The sequence below is a fragment of the Lacinutrix undariae genome (genome assembly GCF_052934785.1).
Genome location: NZ_CM128809.1, coordinates 1,640,447 through 1,663,990, shown reverse-complemented (window position 1 = coordinate 1,663,990; position 23,544 = coordinate 1,640,447). Strand labels below are relative to the sequence as shown.

General features: G+C 30.7%; 25 protein-coding genes and 2 tRNA genes. 12 read left to right on the top strand and 15 right to left on the bottom strand.

The genetic code is table 11. The features are described 5' to 3' along the window. Window positions 1-90: 90 nt before the first annotated feature. The 7 genes from ACU4C5_RS07400 to ACU4C5_RS07370 all read right to left on the bottom strand — a co-directional run bounded on the left by ACU4C5_RS07400 (window position 91) and on the right by ACU4C5_RS07370 (window position 7,922). Window positions 91-2,247, bottom strand: a complete 2,157-nt coding sequence (locus ACU4C5_RS07400) for a peptidylprolyl isomerase (protein ID WP_446843554.1) — start codon at window positions 2,245-2,247, stop codon at window positions 91-93. Window positions 2,248-2,344: 97 nt separating this feature from the next. Continuing rightward, a complete protein-coding gene (locus ACU4C5_RS07395; RefSeq protein ID WP_446843553.1) occupies window positions 2,345-3,625 on the bottom strand; it encodes a hemolysin family protein in 1,281 nt (426 codons plus the stop codon). Window positions 3,626-3,628: 3 nt separating this feature from the next. Then, a complete protein-coding gene (locus tag ACU4C5_RS07390; protein WP_446843552.1) occupies window positions 3,629-3,817 on the bottom strand; it encodes a hypothetical protein in 189 nt (62 codons plus the stop codon). Window positions 3,818-3,931: 114 nt separating this feature from the next. Further along, window positions 3,932-4,498 (bottom strand): LPS export ABC transporter periplasmic protein LptC, encoded by a 567-nt coding sequence (gene lptC / locus ACU4C5_RS07385; RefSeq protein WP_446843551.1) that lies wholly within the window; start codon window positions 4,496-4,498, stop codon window positions 3,932-3,934. Continuing rightward, the gene (locus ACU4C5_RS07380) at window positions 4,498-5,880 is read right to left on the bottom strand and encodes a tetratricopeptide repeat protein (RefSeq protein WP_446843550.1); all 1,383 of its coding nucleotides are present in this window, start codon (window positions 5,878-5,880) and stop codon (window positions 4,498-4,500) included. Before ACU4C5_RS07380 ends, lptC begins: the two co-directional genes overlap by 1 nt. A gap of 18 nt (window positions 5,881-5,898) precedes the next feature. Beyond that, on the bottom strand, window positions 5,899-7,194 hold the full coding sequence (gene bamG / locus ACU4C5_RS07375; protein WP_446843549.1) for a BamG family beta-barrel-assembly machinery protein: 1,296 nt from the start codon (window positions 7,192-7,194) through the stop codon (window positions 5,899-5,901). Next, a complete protein-coding gene (locus ACU4C5_RS07370; RefSeq protein ID WP_446843548.1) occupies window positions 7,194-7,922 on the bottom strand; it encodes a type III pantothenate kinase in 729 nt (242 codons plus the stop codon). The genes bamG and ACU4C5_RS07370 overlap by 1 nt, the downstream gene beginning before the upstream one ends. 99 nt (window positions 7,923-8,021) lie before the next feature. Here ACU4C5_RS07370 and ACU4C5_RS07365 point away from each other — a divergent pair. From ACU4C5_RS07365 to ACU4C5_RS07315, 11 genes are all read left to right on the top strand, one after another. Then, window positions 8,022-8,097: transfer RNA gene (locus ACU4C5_RS07365), tRNA-Phe, on the top strand. Window positions 8,098-8,303: 206 nt separating this feature from the next. Beyond that, window positions 8,304-8,379 (top strand) — tRNA-Phe (locus ACU4C5_RS07360). Window positions 8,380-8,618: 239 nt separating this feature from the next. Next, complete coding sequence (locus ACU4C5_RS07355) at window positions 8,619-8,873, top strand: hypothetical protein (protein ID WP_446843547.1); 255 nt, start codon at window positions 8,619-8,621, stop codon at window positions 8,871-8,873. A 427-nt stretch (window positions 8,874-9,300) separates the two neighbouring features. Beyond that, complete coding sequence (locus ACU4C5_RS07350) at window positions 9,301-10,548, top strand: redoxin domain-containing protein (protein WP_446843546.1); 1,248 nt, start codon at window positions 9,301-9,303, stop codon at window positions 10,546-10,548. A gap of 49 nt (window positions 10,549-10,597) precedes the next feature. Continuing rightward, window positions 10,598-11,137: an XAC2610-related protein gene (locus tag ACU4C5_RS07345; protein ID WP_446843545.1), complete on the top strand. Its 540-nt coding sequence runs from the start codon at window positions 10,598-10,600 to the stop codon at window positions 11,135-11,137. 14 nt (window positions 11,138-11,151) lie between these two features. Continuing rightward, a complete protein-coding gene (locus ACU4C5_RS07340) occupies window positions 11,152-11,454 on the top strand; it encodes a hypothetical protein (protein WP_446843544.1) in 303 nt (100 codons plus the stop codon). A gap of 119 nt (window positions 11,455-11,573) precedes the next feature. Beyond that, the gene (locus tag ACU4C5_RS07335) at window positions 11,574-11,738 is read left to right on the top strand and encodes a Lacal_2735 family protein (RefSeq protein ID WP_446843543.1); all 165 of its coding nucleotides are present in this window, start codon (window positions 11,574-11,576) and stop codon (window positions 11,736-11,738) included. A 10-nt stretch (window positions 11,739-11,748) separates the two neighbouring features. Then, window positions 11,749-12,150: a DUF2452 domain-containing protein gene (locus tag ACU4C5_RS07330; protein WP_446843542.1), complete on the top strand. Its 402-nt coding sequence runs from the start codon at window positions 11,749-11,751 to the stop codon at window positions 12,148-12,150. A 7-nt stretch (window positions 12,151-12,157) separates the two neighbouring features. Then, window positions 12,158-12,448 (top strand): TIGR03643 family protein, encoded by a 291-nt coding sequence (locus tag ACU4C5_RS07325; protein WP_446843541.1) that lies wholly within the window; start codon window positions 12,158-12,160, stop codon window positions 12,446-12,448. Window positions 12,449-12,524: 76 nt separating this feature from the next. Then, the gene (locus ACU4C5_RS07320) at window positions 12,525-13,151 is read left to right on the top strand and encodes a flavin reductase family protein (RefSeq protein WP_446843540.1); all 627 of its coding nucleotides are present in this window, start codon (window positions 12,525-12,527) and stop codon (window positions 13,149-13,151) included. Between the two features lie 19 nt (window positions 13,152-13,170). Continuing rightward, complete coding sequence (locus ACU4C5_RS07315) at window positions 13,171-14,598, top strand: SDR family oxidoreductase (protein ID WP_446843539.1); 1,428 nt, start codon at window positions 13,171-13,173, stop codon at window positions 14,596-14,598. Window positions 14,599-14,619: 21 nt separating this feature from the next. On the opposite strand, the gene ACU4C5_RS07310 is transcribed toward ACU4C5_RS07315, so the two are convergent. The 3 genes from ACU4C5_RS07310 to ACU4C5_RS07300 form a co-directional block, all read right to left on the bottom strand. Continuing rightward, complete coding sequence (locus ACU4C5_RS07310; protein ID WP_446843538.1) at window positions 14,620-15,303, bottom strand: SDR family NAD(P)-dependent oxidoreductase; 684 nt, start codon at window positions 15,301-15,303, stop codon at window positions 14,620-14,622. 105 nt (window positions 15,304-15,408) lie between these two features. Further along, complete coding sequence (locus ACU4C5_RS07305; RefSeq protein WP_446846409.1) at window positions 15,409-16,242, bottom strand: DMT family transporter; 834 nt, start codon at window positions 16,240-16,242, stop codon at window positions 15,409-15,411. Window positions 16,243-16,560: 318 nt separating this feature from the next. After that, entirely contained in the window at window positions 16,561-17,163 is a 603-nt protein-coding gene (locus ACU4C5_RS07300; RefSeq protein ID WP_446846408.1) for a peroxiredoxin-like family protein, read from the bottom strand. A gap of 133 nt (window positions 17,164-17,296) precedes the next feature. Between ACU4C5_RS07300 and ACU4C5_RS07295 the strand changes: the two genes are divergently transcribed. Beyond that, window positions 17,297-18,109: a purine-nucleoside phosphorylase gene (locus tag ACU4C5_RS07295; protein ID WP_446846407.1), complete on the top strand. Its 813-nt coding sequence runs from the start codon at window positions 17,297-17,299 to the stop codon at window positions 18,107-18,109. 153 nt (window positions 18,110-18,262) lie between these two features. On the opposite strand, the gene ACU4C5_RS07290 is transcribed toward ACU4C5_RS07295, so the two are convergent. Genes ACU4C5_RS07290 through ACU4C5_RS07270 form a run of 5 tightly spaced genes read right to left on the bottom strand, consistent with a single transcriptional unit; the run spans window position 18,263 to window position 23,446 of the window. Further along, a complete protein-coding gene (locus tag ACU4C5_RS07290) occupies window positions 18,263-18,583 on the bottom strand; it encodes a hypothetical protein (RefSeq protein ID WP_446846406.1) in 321 nt (106 codons plus the stop codon). Between the two features lie 41 nt (window positions 18,584-18,624). Further along, window positions 18,625-20,154 carry a bifunctional GNAT family N-acetyltransferase/carbon-nitrogen hydrolase family protein gene (locus ACU4C5_RS07285; protein ID WP_446846405.1) on the bottom strand — a complete coding sequence of 510 codons (1,530 nt, stop codon included), beginning with the start codon at window positions 20,152-20,154 and terminating at the stop codon, window positions 18,625-18,627. After that, window positions 20,154-21,128, bottom strand: a complete 975-nt coding sequence (locus ACU4C5_RS07280) for a deoxyhypusine synthase family protein (RefSeq protein ID WP_446846437.1) — start codon at window positions 21,126-21,128, stop codon at window positions 20,154-20,156. The genes ACU4C5_RS07285 and ACU4C5_RS07280 overlap by 1 nt, the downstream gene beginning before the upstream one ends. Next, entirely contained in the window at window positions 21,118-22,059 is a 942-nt protein-coding gene (speB, locus tag ACU4C5_RS07275; RefSeq protein ID WP_446846404.1) for an agmatinase, read from the bottom strand. The genes ACU4C5_RS07280 and speB overlap by 11 nt, the downstream gene beginning before the upstream one ends. Next, window positions 22,049-23,446 (bottom strand): type III PLP-dependent enzyme domain-containing protein, encoded by a 1,398-nt coding sequence (locus tag ACU4C5_RS07270; protein WP_446846403.1) that lies wholly within the window; start codon window positions 23,444-23,446, stop codon window positions 22,049-22,051. The genes speB and ACU4C5_RS07270 overlap by 11 nt, the downstream gene beginning before the upstream one ends. Window positions 23,447-23,544 lie beyond the last annotated feature (98 nt).

Below are 23,544 nucleotides of genomic sequence, written 5' to 3'. Positions count from 1 at the left end.
TGACCTTTAAAAGTAATTATAACCTAAAAAAGGGCCTAAAAAAAGCGTCTCACAACGTGAGACGCTTTATATTATATAAACCGTTTCTTATTAATAGAAAGCTGGTCTGTTATCTTCAATCTCAGCAGCTTCTTTAAGCGCGTTGTATGCTTTTGTTTGCACACCACTTGCTCTTGTTAAGCTTAATCTGTTTGCCATTGGTTGGTAGTTATCTAATTTTGCAGCTGGTGTAATTTTAGAAACTTGTACTAAATACACACCTTTAGTTCCAACAACTGGTTTAGACACTATTCCTTCTTCTAATCCAAAAGCAGTACCTACAACTTTAGGTTCAACACCTGCTCCAGATAAAGTTGGGTTTTGCATATTTACAGCTGCTGCTGATGATACTGAAACACCATTATTTGTAGCAACCTCTTCTAAAGTAGTTCCTGATATTTTATCTAAAATTAATTTAGCTTTCTTTTCGTTTCTAATTTCTGCAATTGCAGAAGCTGAAGCGTTTTCAGCAGACATTAATCCTGCTTTGTTAGCTTTCACTAATTGAATAACAGCATATCCTCCACCTGGCATTGGGAAACGTTTTGAATCTCCAACATTAGTTCCAGCTTCAAAAGCCCAACGAACAATTGTTCTTTGACTTCCTAATCCTGGGATATTTTCGTCTAATACTTTTAAACTAACTGGTTTTACAACGTAGTTGTTTTCTTTTGCTACATCTTGAAAATTTGCATCTTGTATAGCTACTTCAAATTTAGATGTTGTATTAAATACATTATCAATAGTACGTTCAGAAGGCTCAATTACTTGAGCAACTGTAGCTACTTTGATTGCTTTAGATTTATTTTTTTGATCTAAAATTTCAATAACGTGGTATCCAAAGATGGTTTCAATAACATCAACATCACCAACATTGTTTTCAAATTCAAAATCATTAAAAGCTTTTACCATTGTATTGTAAGGGTGAAAATCATATTCTCCTCCTTTATCTACACTTCCTGGATCTGCTGAATATTCAGTTACTAATTCTGCAAATTTAGAATTGTTGTTTTTTACAACACCTGCAATACTATCTGCTAATTTTTTAGCAACTTCTATAGTTTTAACTTCATCAGGTTGTGCGTTTCTTGCTCCTGCATAAGTTATTAATATGTGTCTTACTTTTACTGAATCTGGTATTTGTTTTACAGCAACAACTTTACTTAACTTGTAGTATCCGTTATCTTTATATGGTCCGTAAAACTCACCTTCGCTTAAGTTATAAATTTCATCTGCTGCTACCGTTGGTAAAGCTGATTTTGCAACAAAAGCATCGTTGTATTTAAGATCTGAATTTGAGTTTACAAATCCTTCAATGTCTTTAGTGTTTTTAAATCCTAAAATAGTTTCGTTTGCTTTAGTTGTATTATTAAACTCAACACGGTCTTCTAATAATTTAGCAACACTATTTTTAATTTCAGTTTCATCTTCAACAGTTGCAACTTCTTTAAATTCCACAAAAGCAATATCTCTAGTTGCTTCTACTTCATATTTGCTTTTGTTATCATTAATGAATTTTGAAATATCAGATTTAGACACTTCAACTTCACTATCAGGGATAGATGTAAAAGGAATATTTACATATTTCAAGTCTCTAGTATTTCCTTGTAATAAATAATCTGTTTCAGCTTCGTTAAGTGTACTATTTACACCAGCTCTAATCATTGTAAAGTATGATTGCTCATTTGCACGTAATGCAATAGCTTCTTCATTGTTTACCCATTCTGCATAGCTAATTTGGAAGCTTCCAAGAACGGCTCTGTTTTGAGCGGTATTTTGAATAGCTTTTAGGTTGGCAATAAATTCGTTTAGTTTATTTTCATCAAAAGTACCCGCTTCATTATTAAACTCTGCATAAGCTGAAAAGTTTGTTTTTAACAAAGCTCTCATTTGGTCTTGCTCTACGCTTAGACCTAAGTTTTCTAATTGCGCTTTTAAAATCGTATTTCTTACTTCTTGATCATAAACTCTGTTCATAACTTGAGTGGTAGATTGCCCTTGAGCTTGTCTTTGAGCGTTATCAACCTTAACCATAAAGTCTTGACGATTAATATCTGTACCATCTACTGAAGCTACTACATCTTGTGAAGCACCTGATAATGCACTACTGTTTCTGAATAGATCTGAAAGCACAAATGCGAATAATGCTAATGCAATGATTAGGATTAAGAAAAGTGAACGTTGTCTAATTTTATTTAAAACTGCCATTTTTGTTGTATAAGTTTATAAAATATAAGTGCGCGAAAATACCATTTTCTATCAAATAATAAAAGCCGATGCACACATTTTATTTGCAATATAGCGTTTATTCTTCTTCTAAAATCTTGAGAGACACAACATCTATTTTTGTTGAAGACACTTCGAGAATGGTAAATAGGAAATTTTGGATGATAATTTGAGTATTTTCTTGAGGAATTTCTTCGGCTTTATCTACAATCAATCCTCCTAAAGTTTCGTAATTTTCACTTTCTGGGAGGTTAATTTTATAAGTTTCATTAATATAATCTACTTCTAATCGTGCTGAAAAGGTATAGTTATTATCATCAATTTTTTCTTCAATTAAAGCAATAGTATCATGCTCATCTTCAATTTCTCCAAAAAGTTCTTCAACAATATCTTCAATAGTCATTAAACCCGAAGTTCCACCATATTCATCAATAACTACGGCAATACTTTTGCGTTTTTTAGTTAGAATACTCAACACATCTTTAACTAGCATGGTTTCCGGTACAAACTCAACCGGCATTGTAATTTCTTTGATGGTTTTAGGCTTTTTAAAGAGTTCAAAAGAATGTACATACCCAACAACATCATCAATACTATCTTTATAGATTAATATTTTTGACAATCCTGAAGCGATAAATAAACCACTAATATGTTTTACCGAATCGCTAACATCAACTGCAGTAATTTCGGTACGCGGCACCATTACCTCTCTTGATTTCACTTCGGAAAACTCTAAAGCATTTTGAAAGATTTGAATTTCGCTATCTACTTCATCGTCTTCTTCAACAGACTCCATTTGCTCGGTAATATAGTTTCCCAATTCTACCTTAGTCATCGCCAACTCTACATCATCACCTTCTGTTTTAAAGAATAATTTTAAGATATTGTTTGAAATCCAAAGTATAAATGAAGATAATACCCAGAATAAAATATAGAAGATGTATGCAGGTAAAGCAAATATTTTTAAAAATGAATTGGCATAGATTTGAAAAAACACTTTGGGTAAAAACTCTGCAGTAATAAGAATGACTATAGTTGAAATGATGGTTTGTGACAACAGACTTAAATCGGTTAGTAGATACTCTAAAACCGGATAATCAACAACTAAACTTGCAAACCAACTCACTAATACGTCTCCCATAACAAAACCGTATACTACTAGTGCTATATTGTTTCCAATAAGCATTGCAGCAATATATTTTGAAGGTTTCTCAGTAAGACGTTTAAGTATGTTTGCTAAAAAATCGCCTTGCTTCTTCTCTATTTCAATATGTATCTTATTTGATGATACATAAGCAATTTCCATTCCTGAGAAAAAAGCAGAGAGCAATAACGATAAAATAATAATCCCTAAATCCATTGGTTATTTAGAATTATCATTCATTTTTTTACGGAAACGTTTTCTAAAGAAAAACATAAATACTGCTAAAACCGCAAAGAAAAAAGACAAATAAGCTTTATTAGGTTCTTCTGCAAATTTTGTAATACCGTCATAAATAAATAGGATTGCAAAAATGAGATATGCGTATTGAAATACGTTTAAGATTTTCATTAAGTATAATTTAGAGTACAAAGATAACTAATTATTTATCTGTACTAATATGTATTTTAATTTTTGGTGAAGTTGTTTTAAACCTAAAGATTTAAAGTAATAGTAAGTGCTTTTCTACTCGTCTAGATAACGGATTGCAGTAGACTCAAATATTTGAAGATTGTTAAAATCTGAATCGGTATCTAAACCATTACCGTTAATTATTTCTGAACCCGAACGTAATGTAAAAGGTTTGTTTGTAAAAATCCATTCGCTTTTTTGATCGTAATATAATTGATCTGTAAATAGCGTATCATTTTCACTTGTTGCTAGCACAACATTTCCTTGTAAATCTACAAGGTCTGTAGCATTGTAAATAATAGCGTAGTCTGAAATGATTACCGTTTTATCCCCATTATCATCGTAAGTTGTGAGGTGAATACCTTGAGGGAATTCTGAAAACGCAAAATCTCTATTAGAATAATCTAACATTTCTGGGCTAACCAAATTGGCTTTCAATCTTGCTGTGTCTTGAAGTTTTTCGGTATATTTTAAATTAATATTTTCAGCTATACCTATAGGTTCGTTTTGAAGGATTCCTATTTTTTGAACTTCATTGTAATTATTTTTACATGAAAAAACCGTAGTCATAGCAAAAGCTACAACTACGGTTTTAATTATATGTAAATTTAGGTTGCTCATTATAAACTTGGTACAATTACACTACCACCAATCCAACAACCAATAGTGATTGTTTCTCCTGAGTTTCCTTCACTAAAAATCTCAGATCTTTGAGGTGCTCTACCATTATAGCTATCAGCTGTTTTTTGAGCTGTAGATTTTAATCTAGCATCCATTCTTCCTGCTTTTAAAGCTTCTTGAGCAGCATACCAGAACACGGCTCTTTTGTTAAAGTTTGTAGTACCACAACTGTTTGCACTTGCTGCATACATTGCTGCGATAGATAAATAAGGACTTCCATCAGATGGATTTAATTTTACAGCATTTCTGTAATATCCTCTAGCTTCACCGTAACGTCCTTTATTTTTTAAGATACCACCAATACGTTTTGCTAATTTTCCTTTTTTATAGTTATCAGATTCTAAATCGTAAGCTTGTTTTAAGTAGCTTACTGCTTCAGTATCTTTATTTTGTTTAAACAATACTGTTGCTACAAAATACTTAGTATCTGCAGATGGCGCTGTTGCATCATAAGCTTTTACTAATTCAACATATAAAGGATCGTCTGTACATTCTTTGTTAAACATTCTGCTTACAGCACGTTTTAACCAAACAGCATCGTTTTTATTTGCTTCAAAATCTTTAGTGTATAATGGAATTAAGTTTTCGCAATTTGCTAACTGACCTAATTTACTATCAATACTACCTCCAATTTTATCGTAATTTAATAAGTAAGAGTTATAAGATTTTTTACTTCTAGTTTCTTTACTACTTAAAGCTTGTCCTGCTTCTTCTTTTTCAGCTAATTTATTTAACTTCTCAGTATAGTTTTCTACTTCAGTATCAATTTTATCAGATACATCATCATACTTATCAAATACATTTTGAATTTCAATTGTTCCTTCATTAAATAAATCTACTGTTGAAGAAAAGTATAAGTATAACGCTTTTGGATGTGTAAAGTGACCTAAATCTTCTTTATACGCCACATCAAACATATCAAATAATTGTTGTTTTGTGGTTCCTAACTCATCTCTATAATCGTACATTAATAATCCTTTGTCTGTAATAACTCCAGATTTTGTGTACTTATTAGGGTAGTTTGCAACACCTTCATCCCAAACTTTCATTAAGTCGTTTATAAAAGCAATTTGCTCTGCTCCTGTTGCGTTTTTTATTTTATGTTTAAGAATTCTTTCACCATAAGCATAAATAGCATAACTATATTTAGGACATTTTGTTCTTACTGCCATCCAAGGCTCATATGCCTCATCGTATCTTTTGTTCTTTGCGTAATCGGAAAAGACAGTCCCATTAGTCATGCATTCTTCGTCTTGCTGAGCATAACCGAAATTTACGCTCAAAAATAAGGCTGCAATTATTAATGTAATTCTCGTTTTCATGTTGTATTATTTTTACCGTTAGTTATATTTTATTTTTTGGAACCATCTATCGTTTAAAGATAGACTTAACTGGAAGTTTACAAAGTTCTCTTGTATTAAGTTTTGGTTAGTTGTTCCACGTTTACCAAATTCTACACCTAGGTTTGCATTAGAGAATAAACCTCCCATTGGTAATCCTGTTCCAAAAGACATGCCAAACTCTCTTATGTCTTCATTATTTATTTTTAAACCGGTATGTTCAAAGTGAACACCCGCTCTATATGTTACTCTTTTCCAGTAGTTAGAGAACGAATCATACTCTGGAACAAAAAACCCACCAAGTTTAAAACTCGAGGCATCTACAAAGGTTGCATTGTCAATAGTAAAGATTGGATTAGAGAATTGACTTGTTTTTTGAGATGAATATTCAGCACCAACAAACCATTTTCTTGGTTGTCCAATACCTGCTCCAAAAGAAATTTTGGATGGTAATGTTAAATCTGTATTACTTAATTGTTCTACATCTAGCGTATTTACAACAAATTCTTCGCCACTAAAGCTATTAATAATTATTGTTGAATACTCTCTTGTGTTTTTTGACACTAATTCGCTTGATGGTGTGTAGGTAAATCCTGTTGTTAATTGTAATTTATCGCTAATCATAGTTTTGTATGATAGTCCTAAATTAACATTTAAACCACTTAAATCTGATCGGTTATTTTCGCGAGTTTGATATTGTACTAAGTTTCCGTCTTCATCATAAATAAATTCGACCACACTATTTTGAATGTTTCCAAAATTGTAGCTTGCCTCAGCACCAATACTTAATTCTTCGGTAATTTGATAACCTAAACCTAAAAAAGCACGATTTAATCCTCCATCACCAGTATATCGGTTAGTTAAAAGCTCTTCATCATTCATAGATTGTAATTTATACCCTACAGAGCTGTATGGCATTAATCCTAATGCTAAACCAAATTTACCCATTGGTACATTTAGTGCAAAATAATCAAAAGTTGTAGTGCTTGTTCTGTCACTAATATCTGAATTTTCAAGTTTTACACTTGAGTAAGTTCCTCCAACGGTAAACTTTACTGGTCTACTTTCGTTATTAAAACTTTTAAGATTGTTACCAGTATATCCTGCTGGATTACTTAAGTTAACATGGATGCTATCTGTATAAATACTTAGCCCACCCATACTTCGGTTTTCGACGGTTCCTTTAAATTTTAAACTTCCAATACCAAAAAAAGAATAAGGCGAAGCAGTTCCTTCTTGAGCGAATGATTGTAGAGTAAAAAAAGTTATGAAAACTATTACAAGTTTTTTTATCATTAGTTTGAATTAAATTCTAAAATAAAGTTTAAACCTTCTAAAAGAAAATTATAGTTGGCAAATATGCCATTTTTTAATTGCTTAGACAAGAATTTAGCATCACCTCCTGTTAAAATAACTGTTAAATCTGAATATTTTTCTTGATATTGGTTTACAATTCCATTAATTTCATTTAAAACACCATTAACAACTCCAGAGTGAATTGCATTTGCCGTAGAGTTACCTATCATACTATTAGGCAACTGCGTGTCTAATAACGGTAATTTTGCTGTTAAATTGTTTAAACTCTTATAACGCATTCTAATCCCTGGTGAAATTGCGCCGCCTAAATATTGATTATTTTTATTTATAAAATCGAAAGTCATACAGGTACCAGCATCAATAATAAGTACATTATTATCTGGAAATTGCGCTACCGATGCACAAACAAGTGCTATACGATCTACCCCTAAAGTTTTTGGAGTTTCGTACAAATTACTAAACGGCAAACTTGTATTATGGTTTAACTCTACTGTTTTTAAGCGGTTTTTAACCAAATTAATAGTGGTTTCTTTTAAAGCTCCAACAGATGAAATGATACTTTTATCAATTTTTGGATAGGTTTTTAAAATTTGCTGAAATTCTTTTTCAAAATCTTCAAGTTCAAAAACAAGCTTATATTCCATTTTATCTAACTGAAATACAGCAAATTTTACAAATGTATTTCCAATATCTATTATTAAGTTCATATTTAAATTTTAAAAAACAAAGGTACAAAATGAAATTTTTACATTTTACGTTTGGTAATATTAAAAAAGGTAGTATATTTGCAACCGCAATAAGCGACTGGTGCCTTAGCTCAGTTGGTAGAGCAAAGGACTGAAAATCCTTGTGTCCCTGGTTCGATTCCTGGAGGCACCACCAGCAACCCTCAATAACTTTTGTTATTGGGGGTTTTGTTTTTTATAGACTTTTCTACTTTTAGCCATTTAAAAAACAGCACACAATTTCCTTTTTACAAACCCCGGCAACTTAAAACAAGTTTCTTTTTAAAATTTATTTTTTATAAAAAGCATAACCGTTTGGTAATACTAAAAAAGCGTTTATATTTGCAACCGCAATAAGCGACTGGTGCCTTAGCTCAGTTGGTAGAGCAAAGGACTGAAAATCCTTGTGTCCCTGGTTCGATTCCTGGAGGCACCACCAGCAACCCTCAATAACTTCTGTTATTGGGGGTTTTGTTTTTTATAACACAAAGCAATCTTAATCCCTTAACTTTCTTTTTAGTTAAAGCTTATATATTAACTAAATTATACTTCATTTTTTTATTTAAAAAATCCTTTTGATAGTTGACAATAAAGTAAGTATATTGTTATCAATAAGTTGAGCACCTTATTAATATAATATAGAACATTCAATAATATATTATAACTAAGTTGTACATAATGTCACAAAATCGTAGAAAAACAAATGAAAAATCTGAGTGGAACTTGGTTAATATTAAAACAGAAGACAACTATTGTCCTCTCGAATTTATTGAATTCAATAATAACCAAATCATCCATTTTAAACTTGAATCAAAAAACGGAAATGAATTATCAAAAGCCAGAACCGAATGGAACGAGAAACTATCCGAATCAAAACACGAATTTGTAAACGACAATCGAATAAGAATATTCAGAATAGGAAAAACCCTATGAAATTAAAGCTGAATATGGAGTTTTTGAGAAAGTAAATGAAAAATAACAGTTTGAATTTAATACATACACTGAATAACACATGTAAAAATGAACAAATCAATAACAAACAGAACCTTTATAATTGCAAATTTTTCAATTGTATTATATTTTACACTCATTTGGTTAATTAACTTTTACAAGATAGATTTTGTCTTAATTGGAGTTTTTAGAGAAATATTCACGCTCCCCTTTTTGATAGCACAAATTGTATTTTTAGTTATAGGAATAGGCTATTTGATAAAAAACAAAAGAAATCTTCTGGTAATAATCAGTTTTTTATCATTAGTAATTTGTTCAGTTATTACAATTGGAAGTTTCTTTTAAATTTGAATTCAATAAAATCAGGACTGAAAACCTTTAAAATTTCATAAAACAAAACGCATTACAAATGAAGTTCACCACTAAATTCACTTTACTCCTAACAACACTATTTTTATTAAACTGTTCCCCTAAAAAAAATCAAATTTTACAAATTGATGGAAAAACTATTGGGACAGACACAAAATCAATCATTTTAGTAAAACCTAATCAAGACACAAGATTCGACTCTTTAATTGAAATTCCGGTTATAGACGGTAAATTTCATTATGAATCTAAACTTGAATATCCAGAAGCTGTAGATCTTTTTCTTACTAAAGAACTAGGACGGTTTATGCCTTTATTTTTAGAGAATGAAAAAATAGAATTAACTATTTATTCTGAAGATGAATTTGACAAAAATATAGTTGAAGGAGGAAAACTAAATGCTGAATACAAAAAATTTACTCGAAATTTTGAAGATACTTTTAATGACAGAATAAAACCACTACAAGACAGTATTGACAAACTCTCTAAAAACGACGAATACTTCAGTGATAAAGCAAAATTAATTTACACAGAATTAAAAGAAGCAAAGAATCAAGAAGCAAAAATAGTTATTTATAAAAAGCTGGAGGCTTTAAATGAATCAGGTGAGAACTTAAGCCCTAAAGTCAGAAAATTAGAGGATAAAAAACAACCTATATATAAAGAACAGAAAATATATCAGGAAAACTATATAAAAAATAACCCCACTATTGTATCTTATTCATTTTTACTAAGCAACTTAATTTACGATAAAGAAACAATTGATATTAATGCTGCGAAAAACAGTTTTCAAATACTTTCAAAGGCTAACCAAAATCATCCGTATAATAAATTAGCTTCTAATTTAATACATGCTATCGAAAATGTTAAAATTGGAAAAAAATTTATAGATTTTTCAGCACCAGACTTAAATGGAAACACCATAAAATTTTCAGAAAAAATAAAAGGAAAAATTACGTTACTAGACTTGTGGGCAACATGGTGTGGACCTTGCATAGCAAAAAGCAGAACAATGGTGCCAATATATAATGAATACAAAAACAAAGGTTTTACAATTATTGGAGTTGCTGGGGAATTTAAAAACACCGACAAATTAGTTAGGTTTCTTGATAACGAAAAATGGGAATGGTTAAATTTAGTAGAATTAGATAGACAAAATGCCATTTGGGAAAAATATGGTATTAATGGTGCCGGCGGAGGCCTATTTTTAATTAATGAAGAAGGAATTATTATAGCTAAAGACCCAACTGCAGAAGAAGTGAAAAAAGTATTAAAATCTTACCTGAAGTAAAAAAAACATAAACAACAACAACAACAACAACATACAGATTAATGAATCTATGAAAAAAATAGTATTAATAACACTTCTAGTCGCATCAAACGTCATTTTTGCTCAAAAAAATGAATGGATAGACTTTTCAAAAGAAAAAACAGAAAGATTAAAAATAGATAAAACAGGCATATATAAAGTACAAAATTACACATTTGACGTTATTTGGGATGAAAAATTAGACTACTCAAATAACATAGGTTATTATGGAGGAATTAAAAAAATGACAATTTATAAAGACAACAAACAGATACAAGTACTAAATGATATTGAAGACACTATTGCTTTAGGCGAGATTAATTTTTGTTTTTATGACTATAATTTTGATGGAGAATTAGACTTCACTATACCTATTAATTACAAATGGTTAAGGTATTATCTTTTTATTCCAAAATCGAATAAATTTGAAAACTTGAAAGATTGGGACTATCTAAAAATTCAAAAAGTAGATAAAAAAAATAAAAGGATTTTAACTCATCCTGATGGAAATGCCACTGTAGATAACAGAAAAACATATAAAATAAAAGGATTAGATATTATTAAAATATAGAAAAGCACTAACTAATGAAAGAAACAAAAGACAAAATCGCTCAGTTTAAAACAACTAAAACAGTAAGAATAATTGCTTTTTTAGGCGCGGTAATTTTCTCTTTAGCGCTTTCAATTGAACACCTACAGCATCTTGGTTTTTATTTTCTTGTAACTATATATTTTTGGGTTTATATAACTTTTCTATACTTTGAAAGGAAATATTATAAGCTAACTCAAAACAACTTTTTTAATTATTTATCAAAACACCCTTTATCAGCCATAAGTGGATTATTACCTATTGTAATTTTCACTTTATACAAACTAAAAACTATATAATTATACACTCAAATTAAATAACTCCCCCTTCTTTCTAAGGCTTAAACTCAGTTCTTTTTTAATTTTGTTTAACTTTAACTAAAAAAGATTAAACATTTTGTATCTTTATAAAAAAAAAGATGTTCGGACTATTCAAAAAGAAATCAGAAAAAGAAAAATTACAAGCACAATATCAATCACTTTTAAGTGAAGCACACCGGTTATCTAATACCAGTAGAAAAATGAGTGATCAAAAAGTTTTTGAAGCTGAAGAAGTTTTAAAAAAATTAGAAAAACTCACCTAATCACAACAATATGGACAAAAATAAAAAGCCAGATAATGTTGTTTTTAATACCGAAACTCAACAATACGATGCTGCATTAAAACCCTATGCAACCTCTGTAAATGCTCCCATTATTACAACAACAGATAGCATTGCTTGGAAAAACAGAAGCATTAATAAGGTAAACCATAAATTAAAATCGAGATATACCGAATTAAAAGCTGAGTACGAAAAAATGATGCAAGAGTTTGAATACAATAAACTTATTTTTAGTGCTAAATTCACTTTTGAACCTATTACTGGAGAGATTTATCATTTATACAAAAAGGATAATAACGAATCATTTCTTTCTATTATCGCACCAAACGAATGTAATTTTCATGCTTTAGGTAGCTTTTATTTAAATGCCGATCAAATTTGGGAAAAAATATAATCTCACTATGAAAACAGAAACCCCACAATTTACCGAAAGACAACTAGATCGTATTATAGAAATGGCTTGGGAAGATCGCACACCATTTGAAGCAATTTTATTTCAGTTTGATTTACCAGAAAAAGAAGTAATTAAATTAATGCGAACAGAACTTAAAACGGGAAATTTTAAGCGTTGGAGAAAACGTGTTAATAGCGGCGTAAGCACAAAACATTTAAAAAAGCGTAATACAGATATTACTAGATTTAAATGCAGTAGACAAAGTGCTATTTCAGGAAATAGAATAAGTAAAAGATAAGCAATTCATTTATAATCTAATTTTCTAAAAACTTCACAGAAATACACGATTTTTCACATATAAATAACATTTCATAATGATTTACACTAAAAAAGATATCAGTGAATTGGATCGTATTACGCGATTAAAAATCATAAATTCAGTAAGTGGTATTAAACCTGCAAATCTTATTGGTACGATAAACAACCAAGGTAAAACTAATTTAGCTATCTTTAGTTCTATAGTTCATTTAGGAAGTGATCCTGCATTATTAGGTTTTATTTCTAGACCTGAAACACCAGAAGTTGGTCATACATTACGTAATATTAAAGCAAATAAAGTGTACACCATTAATCACGTACATTCTAATTTTACAAAAAATGCGCATTATACTTCTGCTAAATTTGATGCTAATATTTCGGAATTTGAACGTTGTCATTTATCCGAAGAATATGTTAACAATTTTGAAGCGCCTTTTGTAAAAGAGAGTCATTTTAAATTAGGCATGCGATTTAAAGAAGCTATTGATATTAAACTTAACGGTACAACTTTAATTATTGGAGAAATAGAACAACTTATTATTCCGGATTCTGCAATTGTAGATGGAGATATTAATTTGGAAGCCACCGATAGCGTAGGGATTTCTGGATTAAACAGTTATTACAGCTTAAAAAAAATTGCAAATTATCCTTATGTGAGAGTACATGAGGTTCCAGAATTATAACGAATATAAAATGTAAGATATGGAAATTAAAAAGAAAATACTACTTACGGGAGCAACGGGATACATAGGTAAACGTTTTCTACCAACACTCATAAATAAAGGGTATCATGTAATTTGTGGCGTACGAGATATCAATCGGTTTTCTCCACCAAAAGCTTTAAAAGCTAATATTTCGGTTATAAAATTAGATTTATTAGACCCAAAAACATTACAAAATATCCCAAAAGATATAGATGGTGCATATTATTTAATTCACTCTATGTCTAATGCTAACAACTATGAAACACTAGAGTTGGAATGCGCTAAAAACTTCAGAAGTGCATTACAAAACACAAACATTAAGCACTTAATATATTTGAGCGGTATTGTAAATGATAAAAACTTATCTAAACACTTATCATCAAGAAAAAATGTTGAAAATGAATTAGCTAAAGGGGATTATCATTTTACAACATTAAGAGCCGGAATTATTATTGGATCAGGAAGCGCTTCATTTGAAATTATAAGAGATATCGTTGAAAAATTACCTATAATGATTACTCCAAAATGGCTAAACACAAAATGTCAACCCATAGGCGTTTCGGATGTGATGTCTTTTTTAGACCGTTCATTATTTAATGAAGCCGTTTTAGATAAAAGCTTTGATATTGGAGGCGCAGATATTTTATCTTACAAAGAAATGCTTCTTGAATTTGGACGTAAAAGACACTTAAAACGCACCATAATTACCGTACCAGTAATGACGCCAAAATTATCGTCTTATTGGTTATATTTTGTAACCTCAACTTCATATAAATTAGCTTCTGCGTTAGTGAGTAGTATGAAGGTAGAAGTAATTTGTGAGAATAATGATCTTGCAGAAATTTTAAACATCAAACCACTTTCGTATAGAGCATCATTAGATAGAGCATTTGTTAAAATAGAAAGTAATCAGATAGTATCTAGTTGGAAAGATGCTTTTATTAGTGGCGAAATGAATATCGAAATTTCAAATTTTATTGAAGTTCCAACTCACGGATGTTTTATTGATAAAAGAGCCAAAACCTTTAAAAACCGAGAAGAATCTTTATCCAAAATATGGCGTATAGGTGGCGAAAACGGATGGTATTATGCAAATTGGTTATGGAGATTACGAGGTTATATTGATAAAGTTTTTGGTGGTGTTGGCTTACGTAGAGGACGTACCAATCAAAATGCTTTAATTACTGGCGATTCAATAGATTTTTGGCGTGTATTATACGCTAATAAAGAAGAAGGACGCTTACTATTATTTGCTGAAATGAAACTTCCTGGAGAAGCTTGGTTAGAGTTTAAAATGGAAAATGACAAATTAGTACAAACTGCTACATTTAGACCATTAGGTTTATCTGGGCGTTTATATTGGTTTTCGGTATTGCCATTTCATGGTTTTATTTTTAAGGGAATGCTAAAAAAACTCACCTCTTAAAGCTAAAAGCTATAAAACTTATTATATTTTAAAAGATACAATTCCGCAATCCATTTCAAATATTTGTCCTGAAAATGCTGCAGCTTTATCCGATAATAAAAATTCAGCAGTTGCTGCAACTTCTTTAGGATTTAAAAATCGCTTTAACGGATGGCGTTGCGTGATATTTTCAACCATTTTATCATTTCGTAATAATTTTGAAGCCAAATCGGTATCAGTTACTGTTGGCGCAATTCCGTTCACTCTAATTATAGGAGCCAATTCTGCACCTAAGGATTTTATTAAACCTTCAATTGCCGATTTTGATGTTGCTACACTAGCGTGAAATGGCATTCCTAATTTTGATGCCACGGTACTGAATAATAAGATAGATGGATTATTACCTTGTTTTAGTTGTGGTAAATATTTCTGAACTGACTTAACAGCTCCTATAACATTAATTTCAAAATCTGATCTAAAATCATCTAAACTTAATCTCGAAATTGGTTTTAAATTTATACTTCCAGGGCAATACACTAAACCATCAACATGCTCTAAATCGGGTAATTCATCAGTAAGAATATCACAATTAAAATGAACTAAATTAGCGTGTAAAACATCAGGAGCAGTCCTACTTATATTAATCACTTTATGATGCGCCAACATGATGTTTACGATCTCTTTACCAATACCTTTACTTCCGCCTATTATCACTATAGTTTTCATCGCAATTGTTTTAAATTAATATTATCAGATGTTCTGAAATTAATTTTTAGTTATATTACAAATATACTATTTTGTTTATTATTTAACTTAAAAAGTTAAACAAAACTATTTACGTTTCACATAAACATTAAGTAATAACCCTAAAACAATTAGGACAACCCCAATAACACTCCATAAGGTGTAAATTTCATGAAACCAAATAACACCAACAATCATGGTAAAAATAACCTCAGCATATTTAAACGGCGCTACTTGATTGGTTTCAGCTAACTGAAATGCTTTTGTCATATACAACTGAGCAAAGTAACCAAAAGATCCAAAAGTAAGCAGTAATACCCACTCTAATCCTTCTGGATTTCTCCAATGATTTATAGCTAACACCCCTCCTACTATTGCTGAAATTACCATAAAATAGTTAACCACAACTACAGGATGTTCACTATCACCAATTTTTCGGAGTACATTATAAACTAAACCAGAAAACACTGCCGAACACAATGCTAAACTTAATCCAGTAATATTTATTTGGGTATCAAATCCTTTTAAAACTAACACACCTATAAAAGCAATTAAGAAACAAAGCCATTGGCTGTTTTTAATTTTTTCTTTTAAAATGAATATAGCAAAAACCGTTGCAAATATTGGGGCAATATAACGTATAGAAACTGCAGTTCCCATGGGCAAAAATTTTACAGATGCAATAAATAGTGTCATAGAAATTAACCCCACAACACCTCTTAAAAAAAGTAGTTTTTGATTATTCCCTAAAGGCGGAATTTTATGTTTTATTATAAATGGAATGGAGAAAAAAAGAGATCCTAAAGCTCTAAAAAAAACAATTTGATAGACGTTAAAATCAGAAAGATACTTTATACATGTATTTAATAATGTAAAAGCTAATGCACATATAAGCATGTACTGAATCGCTTTTTTAGGCATAATTTAGGGATAATATTACATGGCTTTTAAGAAATTTTCAAATCTATCAATGTAATGTGTGGTTAATAATTAAGTATTATCACTGCAAAATTACTCGTTTTTTGTTTCCTAAGCGCTGATGTAAAACAATTAGCTCATAATTATTAACACAGCAGTCTAAAATATGATTTCATTTTAACGTTCTTATTTTATAAAAATCCACACAACTACTACATTGTCAGTTTTTTAACAAACAACAATCCGTACTATAAAATTTACAAAAAAAAAGCCTACCAGTACGGTAAGCTTTTTTTTTAAAAAATATGTATTATAAAACTATTACATATCTGCTTTTAAAACTTTTAAAGTAGATAATAATAATTCTTCACTTAATCTTGTTTTGTAGTTAGGGCTGATATACTCAAATAAGATATCTCCTTTTTTGTTTAAAATCATTACAGTTGGTACAGGTAAAATTTCTGTAGCATCCATTTCTGTTTTCTTAACAATGTAAGATTTAGTTCCATCTCCTGTTTTAAAACCAATTCCAACTTCTTGAATTAATTTTGCTCCTGGATCAGAAAACACTTTATAGTTTACTTCGTTTTTTTCTTCAGTAGATTTTAATCCTTCGTAATGATCAGGACTTACTGCTACAACTTGGTAACCTAACTCAACAATCTCATCTGTTGTTGTTGCTAAAGCTGCTAATTGTTTATTACAGTATGGGCACCATCCTCCTCTATAAAACACAAGTACTGTTGGTTTTTCACTGATAATATTTTTTAATTCAACAGTTTTACCATTGCCATCTACCAATTCTGCATTAGGTAAAGTTTCTCCAATTAATAATGGACTTACGTTTTCTGGTTGGTCTGCTACTTGAGCGTTCATTGCAAATGAAGAAATGAATACTGCTAAGATTAATAATTTTGATCTCATTAGATGTGTTTTATTTAATTTTTAAACATTTATTTCCTCTTTAGTAAACAATACACACAAAACCTTACAAAATTTAACTTGATTCTTTATTTTAGTTTAAATACATTTGAGTCAGCATAAAAACAAAAACATTATGATTAACAATATAAACGAGACAGTAGACTATTTAAAAGATAAGGGTTTTGACACTCCTGAAGTTGGAATTATCCTTGGAACCGGACTTGGTTTACTTTTAAATGAAATTGAAATACTGAAAGAAGTTAGCTACAATCATATTCCTAATTTCCCCACAGCAACAGTAGAATTTCATAAGGGAAAACTTATATATGGAATGCTTGAAGGGAAAAAAGTGATTGTAATGCAAGGTCGTTTTCATCTATATGAAGGTTATACACTACAAGACATTACGTATCCTATAAGAGTTATGGAGAAATTAGGAATTAATACTTTATTAGTTTCAAATGCTTCTGGAGCTGTAAATCCTGATTATAAAAAAGGAGAATTAATGCTTATTGACGACCACATTAATTTACAAGGTAATTCGCCATTAGCATTTAAAGGCGTATCTTCTTTAGGAGAACGTTTTGCCGATATGAGCGCGCCTTACGATACTATATTGAATAAAACATTTAGTGATATTGCAAAAACCAATAATATTACATTACACAAAGGTGTTTACACAAGTGTTGTTGGACCACAGCTTGAAACTAGAGCAGAATACCGAATGCTAAGAATATTAGGTACAGATGCTGTTGGAATGAGCACTGTTCCAGAAATTATTGTGGCAAATCATTTAAAATTGAAAGTCGCTGCGATTTCTGTATTAACAGATGAATGTGATCCAGATAATTTAAAACCTGTTTCTATTGACGAAATTATAGCTACAGCTGCCATTGCAGAACCTAATATGATTACCTTATTTAAAGCACTTATTAAAGGTTTATAAAATTAAAAATCCAAATTGAGTTGTCTTATTATGAGACTATTCACTTTGGATTTTTTATATTTCTATATTAAGAAAACACGTAATATCAGCTCCCAAATAACCGCTATCACAATTAAAATTTGCAATAACTAAAGGGCTTCCTAAAACAAAAAACTACATATCGTCTTCCTCTTCTGCAATAGCATCAGGATCTTGCACGGCATCAGGATCATTATCTTCGAAATCTTCATAATCATCTTCGTCATAATTTTCCATCGTAACTTGAAGTTTTGTACTTACTTTTACTAAATACTTAGTGTCTTCAGTAGTTACCTCTACAGTCTCAACAATTTCATTTTTAGCATTTTTAAAAGCTATAATTTGATCGTCATCATATCCATCAGGATATTTTTCAACTAATAAGGCTAAAATTTCGGGAGTTAATTTTTTAAAATCAACGATAACTCTTTTTAAGTTTGCGTCTTTACGTTTCATTTTTTATAATAATTGAAGCTAATTAATTCTAAATATAATATTTATTTTTCTACACGAACAACATTATACATATCTTTTCTTCGATCTTTTAAATTTTTAACCGCACCAAAAGAATGAAGCTCTCTCAACAGACTCAGGTCCACGTCTGCAACCAATATCATTTCAGTATTAGTTGTTGCTTCTGCTTTTATCCCATTACTTGGAAAAGCAAAATCACAAGGTGTAAACACAGCAGATTGCGCATATTGAATATCCATATTATTTACGTTTGGTAAATTACCAACACTTCCAGCAATGGCAACATAACATTCGTTTTCAATAGCTCTTGCTTGCGCACATAAACGTACTCGAGAATAGCCATTTTGAGTGTCTGTTAAAAAAGGAACAAACAAAATATCCATACCTTCATCAGAGAGTAATCGTGATAATTCAGGAAATTCAGAATCATAACAAATTAATATTCCTATTTTACCAGCATCAGTTTCAAAAGTATTTAATTTATGCCCTGGTTGCATTCCCCAAACTTTAGCTTCATCTGGTGTAACATGTATTTTTTCGTAACGTTCAAAACTTCCATCTCTACGACACAAATACCCAACATTAAATAACTTATCATCAATTAATTCAGGCATACTTCCGCTAATAATATTAATATTATATGAAATTGATAATTGCTGCATTTTTTCAACAATAACCTTGGTATATTTTGCTAATTCTCTAATCGCATCTGGCTCGTGCATATGATTGTACTTCGCCATTAACGGAGCATTAAAAAACTCTGGAAATAACGCAAAATCCGAACGATATGCCGCTACACTATCTACAAAATATTCTACCTGTTGCATCAACTCATCCAAACTATTATAAGTTCGCATTTGCCATTGAATTAACCCTAATCTTACAATCGTTTTTACAGCACTTGCCTTTTTACTTTTTTTGGTATAATAAATATTATCCCATTCCATTAAAACAGCATATTCATGAGAAGCAGTATCGCCTTCCAAATACCCTTTTAAAACACGTACTGGATGAAAATCGTTAGATATCTGAAAATTTAAAACAGGATCATGAATTTCTTTACGCTTTACTTTTTCAATATATTCTTTTGGCGTTAAATCTTTATACTTGTGGTAATTTGGCATTCTTCCTCCAAATACAATACCTTTTAAATTTAAGTTTTCGCAAACTTCTTTTCGGTAATCATAAAGACGTCTTCCTAATCGTAATCCTCTATATTCTGGTTTAATAAACACATCAATTCCATAAAGCACATCACCATGCGGATCGTGATTTTTAAAAGAATCGCCTCTAATAATATCTGCATAAGTATGATTATCATCAATATTATCGTAATCTACAATAAGTGACAATGCACACCCAGCAATATTGCCATCAATTTTAATTACAACTTGCCCTTCTGGAAACATTGTTGTTAATCGTTGGATGTGATTTTTTTTCCAATAGGAATCTAAAACACCGCCATAAGATTCAAGAGTTGCCGATTTTAATTCCTCAAAATCAGCAACTGTTAAATACTTTAATTCTATATTTTTAATATGATGATCTTCCATTACATATCTAAAAGATAAGCAAAAATTAATGGCGCTACAATTGTGGCGTCACTTTCAATAATGAATTTTGGTGTATCAATATCTAATTTTCCCCAAGTAATTTTTTCATTTGGTACTGCTCCAGAATACGAACCGTAACTTGTTGTTGAGTCACTAATTTGACAGAAATAACTCCAAAATGGTGTTTCAGGTTTTTCCATATCTTGGTATAACATTGGTACTACACATATTGGGAAATCCCCTGCAATTCCTCCTCCAATTTGAAAGAATCCAATTCCGTTTTCAGAATTATTTGTGTACCAATCTGCTAAAAACGTCATGTACTCAATTCCAGATTTCATTGTTGAAGCTTTTAGCTCTCCTTTTAATACGTACGATGCAAAAATGTTACCCATTGTTGAATCTTCCCAACCCGGACAAATAATTGGCAGATTTTTTTCGGCAGCAGCATACATCCAAGAGTCTTTTAAATCAATCTCGTAGTATTGCTCTAAAACTCCAGATAGTAATAATTTGTACATATATTCATGAGGAAGGTAGCGTTCGCCTGCAGCTTCAGCATCTTTCCAAATTTTTACAATATGTTCTTGAATTCTTCTAAAGGCTTCCTCTTCTGGAATACAAGTATCTGTAACACGATTTAAACCTTTCTCTAACAAATCCCACTCATCTTGAGGTGTTAAATCACGATAATTAGGCACACGTTTGTAATGAGAATGTGCTACCAAATTCATGATATCTTCTTCTAAATTTGCTCCTGTACAAGACACAATTTGCACTTTATCTTTACGAATCATTTCTGCAAAAATCTTTCCTAACTCAGCAGTACTCATTGCTCCTGCTAACGATACTAACATTTTAGCACCATTATTAAGTTGCGTTTCATAGCCTTTTGCAGCATCAACTAACGCTGCAGCATTAAAATGTAAATAATACTTTTCTATGAATTGTGAAATTTGTCCTTTAGTTGTCATTGTCGTCATTAAATTTAGAAAATTTGTTTACTCCTGTGTTGTTATCTTTGAATTTGTTATCGTACTCCTGCTCTACATTTTCTTCTAGAAACTTATAAGTTAGCATTTTGTAATACAGTTTTGCAGCCAAGAAATCTGATGATTTATCAATGGTATTAGGACATAATTCCATAATATCAAAGCCAACCACATTACGTTCTGCAAATACTTGTTTTAAAAACTCTAATGTTTCATACCAAAGCATCCCTCCTGGTTCTGGTGTTCCTGTACTTGGCATAATTGAAGGATCAAAAGCATCTAAATCGAAAGTAATAAATACGTTTTCGGTCATTTGATCTATTGCTGAATCCATCCAAGTATCATCAACCGCCATTTCGTGAGCAAAATAGGTTTTTTCGGTATCCATAACGGTTTTTTCCATCACATCCATCGAACGAATTCCTACTTGGATTAAGTTGGTATTTTGACTTGCCTCATAAAGTGCACAAGCGTGATTACATGTTGAACCTTCGTAAGTTTTACGTAAATCGGCATGTGCATCTAATTGCAATACCGTTAAGTTATCGTAACACTCATTAAAAGCACGAATAGTTCCTATTGACACAGAGTGTTCGCCTCCAAAAACAGTAACAAATTTATTGCGTTTAATATATTTTTTTGTGGTTTGATGAACTGCTTCAACAACGGCTTCTGGAGATGAATTTTCAGTAATTGGATCCACCAAAAACACCCCTTGCTTATATACTTCGGTATCCGTTTCAATATCATAAAGCTCCATGTTTTCTGAAGCATTTAAAAAGGCATCTGGTCCTTTATCTGCTCCTTTTTGCCATGTACTTGTACCATCATAAGGTACCGGAATTAGCACAATTTTAGAATTGTCTAATTTAGAATACGCTTCTTGTATTCCAGCATATGTTTTAGTTTCCATAACCTAATATTTTAAGTAAGTCTTCACTTTTTTGTTGTTCGCTAAATAATTTTGTAGTGATGTTTCCATCGTCATCTTTTTCTATTAAAATATGTTTTGGTGAAGGAATTAAACAGTGTTGTAATCCTCCAAAACCTCCAATAGATTCTTGATATGCTCCAGTATTAAAAAACCCTATATATAAAGGTTTGTCTTTATTATATTTTGGTAAATAAATGGCATTCATGTGTTGCTCGCTATTGTAATAATCGTCACTATCGCAAGTTAACCCTCCCAATAGTACACGCTCATAACTTTCATGCCAACGGTTAATTGGTAACATCACAAAACGTTTATTTATCGCCCAAGTATCTGGTAAAGTTGTAATAAATGATGAGTTAATCATATTCCATTTTTCACGATCATTTTGTTGTTTTTGATACAACACTTCGTAAATAGCACCACCACTTTCTCCAACTGTAAAGCTTCCAAATTCTGTAAAAATATTTGGCACATCTACACCTTCTTCTTCACAGATAAGATTGATTTGATTAATGATTTCATCAACCATATATTCATAATCAAATTCAAACCCTAAAGAGTTTTTAATAGGAAAACCGCCACCAATATTAAGGCTATCTAATGTAGGACACACCTTTTTTAAGCTCACATATACACGTAAACACTTGGTTAACTCATTCCAATAATAGGCATTATCTCTAATTCCTGTGTTTATAAAAAAATGAAGCATTTTAAGCTCAACTTTTTCGTTATCTTTTATTTGCTTGTTGTAAAAAGGGACAATATTTTTATACCCGATTCCTAGTCTAGATGTATAAAACTCAAATTTTGGCTCTTCTTCCGAAGCAATTCTAATTCCTACTTTATATTTTCCGTTTATTTCTTCTGAAAGCAATTCAATCTCTTCGTAATTATCAATAACAGGAATACAGTTTTTATGTCCGTTATTAATTAATCGTGCAATATTAGTTACGTATTGCGCACGTTTAAAACCGTTACTAATTACGTAAGTATCGTCTGTTATTTTCCCTTCTGCTTTTAGGTTTTCAACAATATCAATATCAAAAGCCGAAGAGGTTTCAATGTGAATATCATTTTTTAAAGCTTCATTTAAAACATGTTTAAAATGCGAACTTTTTGTACAATAACAATAGTTATATGCGCCTTTGTAATCGTGTTTTTTAATCGCGTCTGCAAACCATTGCTTTGCACGATTAATGTTGTTTGAAATCTGTGGTAAATATGTAAATTTTAATGGTGCACCGTATTCTTCTACTAGTTTCATAAGATTTACATCATGAAATTCTAGTGTTTTTTCTTCTAGTTTGAATTCCGGTTGAGGGAAATCGAAAGATTGTTGAATGAGGTCAATATATTTGGTATTCATCTGTTATTGTATTCTTTATAGGATATAAAACGCTATGAACACTTTGTTTTTTATGAAAAAAAAAGCATACATATCCTGTTTTAAAAGTTTGTTTTAAA